3 protein-coding genes are annotated in these 2,160 nt (G+C 37.7%); 1 reads left to right on the top strand and 2 read right to left on the bottom strand.

Annotated features, from left to right (window positions below; genetic code table 11):
• The first annotated feature begins 175 nt into the window (after positions 1 to 175).
• Entirely contained in the window at positions 176 to 541 is a 366-nt protein-coding gene (locus IQR33_RS15240) for a phage protein (protein WP_064369878.1), read from the top strand.
• Positions 542 to 587: 46 nt separating this feature from the next.
• Here IQR33_RS15240 and IQR33_RS15235 read toward each other — a convergent pair whose 3' ends face one another.
• Positions 588 to 1,097, bottom strand: coding sequence for an RloB domain-containing protein (locus IQR33_RS15235; RefSeq protein ID WP_140113008.1), 510 nt, complete (start codon positions 1,095 to 1,097; stop codon positions 588 to 590).
• An 8-nt stretch (positions 1,098 to 1,105) separates the two neighbouring features.
• A partial coding sequence (locus IQR33_RS15230) for an AAA family ATPase (protein WP_193843804.1) occupies positions 1,106 to 2,160 on the bottom strand: 1,055 nt, incomplete at its 5' end.

Below are 2,160 nucleotides of genomic sequence, written 5' to 3'. Positions count from 1 at the left end.
TAAAGCCTCAAAAGCAAACAATGTTGTTAATCTTAGGAGGACATTTTAAAGCAGCTAAAACCGGACATTATTGCTTTGAGTTTACACTCCTCTCAGTACGCATTATATCTGCTTATGTTGAATGCGATTGCATATACTAGTCCTATAAAATGTCTCTCTTTTGAGGGACTATTCAATGAAGTATCACGAAATGACTAAAAACTATATTTTTCGTGAATTTGAATGTGGTTTATCCGTCGAACAAGCTGCTGAACTTTGTTTAAAAACTGTGAGAACAGTCAAAGAATGGGATAAGGGGAAAACCATTCCGCCTGAGTGTAAACGACTAATGAGAATGACTAAGGGAAGGGAACTGAGTCCATCCGAGCAATGGGAGCATTTTAAAATGCACTATGACAGATTAGAGCTTCCAACAGGGCAGCTTGTAACTGCGCAACAGGTTTTAACAGGAATTGCTCTATTAGAAATTGGGGCATTGACGGATTTAGAAGCAGCAGGACGCATTCTAAGATATGCTAGGGTATTAAAAGGTATGATGTAACTGGAAAAAGGCCTCCAAACAATGGAGGCCTTTAAACTTTGTATAATTAATACTTTCCTTGTATCAACTTGATGAGAGTTTTAATTTGCTCAACATTTGTTTTATCTAAAACGTCTTTTGTAAACAGCTCCTCGTATGTCTCACGAGCGGTTTCTTTACCTTTAAGAAGACCATGCAGCTTTCTTTTACATTCTTTGCTGCTATTCGGTGTTGGTCTTTGTGTTCCAATAACATCGAGAAGCAACCCCTCTAGACAAGGTGATGAACCAATAAGAGTTATCTTTTTCCCTTTAGCTTTTTTCACCATAGAAGCGGGCCAAGTTAGATCTGTATCTAAAAATACAGCGGCTAGGTCATAGCCATTTGCATCCTTGCTCGTTATAGCTTCAGTTATAACATTCTTAGGGCCTTTCCCTCCTGCTGACTTGATCGACACTTTTGGATCACCAACACCATATATTGACTTTAAGTGTAGTAAAAAGGCTTTCTCTGCCTCACCCTCACCAACAATTAATAGGGTCCTCTTAACTACACGTCTTGTTCTTTTTTTACTCATTAGGCACCTCAGTCAATTTCTGGATAGGCACCTAATGCGCCAGAGATGTATTTTTTATAAAGATTATCTCGGTCCTTTAATCCTTCGATTTGATCGCCTCGATAAGCATCTGAATTACCAAGGTATTTCTCTACAAAGTATACATGTTGACGTTTTAAGTGTTTCAAAACCTCGACAGAGTGAGTATTAAAGAGAAGCTGAGCATTTCTAGGATTAGTGTCTACATCCTTAAATAGATTTACAATTGCCATTGTAAGTTCAGGGTGGAAGTCGTTGTCAAACTCATCTAAAACTATAATACCGCCACTCTCTAAAGTTTCACACACCATAGCCATAGTGCAGAATGCAGATTGAGTACCCGAAGATTCCATAAACATTGGAATCTCAAATGGTTCATCTTCCGTATTATGGATACAAAAAGGTAGAACCTCTTTAGACTTGCTGCCATCTCTATTGACCACAAAACTATCTTGAAGAACGATATCATCGATACCAAGGTCGTACTTTCTAAACAACTTTTTAGTAAACTCAAATTGCTTAGGAAAACTAGAATAAAAGTCAATCGCGTCGTCCATATTGTTAATAAGGTGCGATCTTCCATTAAAGGTTAGGTTTGACAGTATACGGTAAAAATAATTATGGGCTAGAGTGATGACAGCTATATTAGACTCCTCACATACTGGAGAGTCTTCATTTTCTCTCAAATTATCAATGTATGATATTAGCGAGCAGTTACGTGGGGCTTTCTCTAAAAGCTGCGATGGAATCTCTGGACCATAAATTTTGTTCAGCTTTACGTCATACGTATCCTCAAACTTATTGTATTTACGTTCGAAAACTCGAGAATACTGCCTCGAAGTTTTGAGCTTTAGCGTTTCTTCTAAAACCAAGTTATCTACTACTTCTAGAACATATCTAAATTCAAATTCCGTATCCACTGACTCATCGCTATTCCATCGAGGCAGTACAAAATCTATTTTTATCTTTGTACTTTTTTCTTCACTCAGTCGATGAGGAATAACGGGAATTTTTTCGCCTTTTGCTATTGAGCCAAAAGACGATG

This window comes from Vibrio sp. OPT46, assembly GCF_015163535.1.
Lineage (GTDB): Bacteria > Pseudomonadota > Gammaproteobacteria > Enterobacterales > Vibrionaceae > Vibrio > Vibrio alginolyticus.
Note: the sequence above shows the minus strand (reverse complement) of the source record. Positions and strands in the feature narration are given on the sequence as shown.

Excerpts from the sequence above, each read along its gene's own strand:
- IQR33_RS15240 (WP_064369878.1), top strand. The coding sequence starts at position 176 with ATGAAGTATCACGAAATGACTAAAAACTATATTTTTCGTGAATTTGAA.
- IQR33_RS15235 (WP_140113008.1), bottom strand. The coding sequence starts at position 1,097 with ATGAGTAAAAAAAGAACAAGACGTGTAGTTAAGAGGACCCTATTAATT.